This window comes from Mycobacterium aquaticum (assembly GCF_002086485.1).
In the GTDB taxonomy this organism is placed as follows: Bacteria; Actinomycetota; Actinomycetes; order Mycobacteriales; family Mycobacteriaceae; genus Mycobacterium; species Mycobacterium aquaticum.
This window is the reverse complement of sequence record NZ_MVHF01000108.1, coordinates 1-392: the sequence shown is the minus strand read 5'-3', so window position 1 is coordinate 392 and position 392 is coordinate 1. Positions and strand designations below refer to the sequence as shown.

1 pseudogene is annotated in these 392 nt (G+C 68.4%); it reads right to left on the bottom strand.

The window, feature by feature from the left end:
- Window positions 1-392: pseudogene (locus BST13_RS38110) on the bottom strand (glucose-6-phosphate isomerase); the annotation flags it as partial.

The following is a 392-nucleotide window of genomic DNA, read 5'->3' as shown; positions in this document are numbered from 1 at the left end:
ACGAAAAGTGTTGTGGCGGGGTCGAGTCCGTCGAGGGTGGCGACCAGGTGGGAGGGGTCGACGTTGGACACGAAGCGCGCCGAGATGCCGGCGTCGGCATAGTGCCGCAGTGCGTCGTAGACCATGACCGGGCCGAGGTCGGAGCCGCCGACGCCGACGTTGACCACGGTGGTGATGCGTTTGCCCGTGGCGCCGGTCCACTCACCCGAGCGCAGTTTGTCGGTGAAGGCGCCCATCCGGTCGAGGACGTCGTGCACGTCGGCCACCACGTTTTGGCCGTCGACGGTCAGCTCGGCGGTGGCGGGTAGGCGCAGCGCGGTGTGCAGGACGGCGCGGTCTTCGGAGGTGTTGATGTGTTCGCCGGCGAACATGGCGTCGCGGCGTTGTTCGAG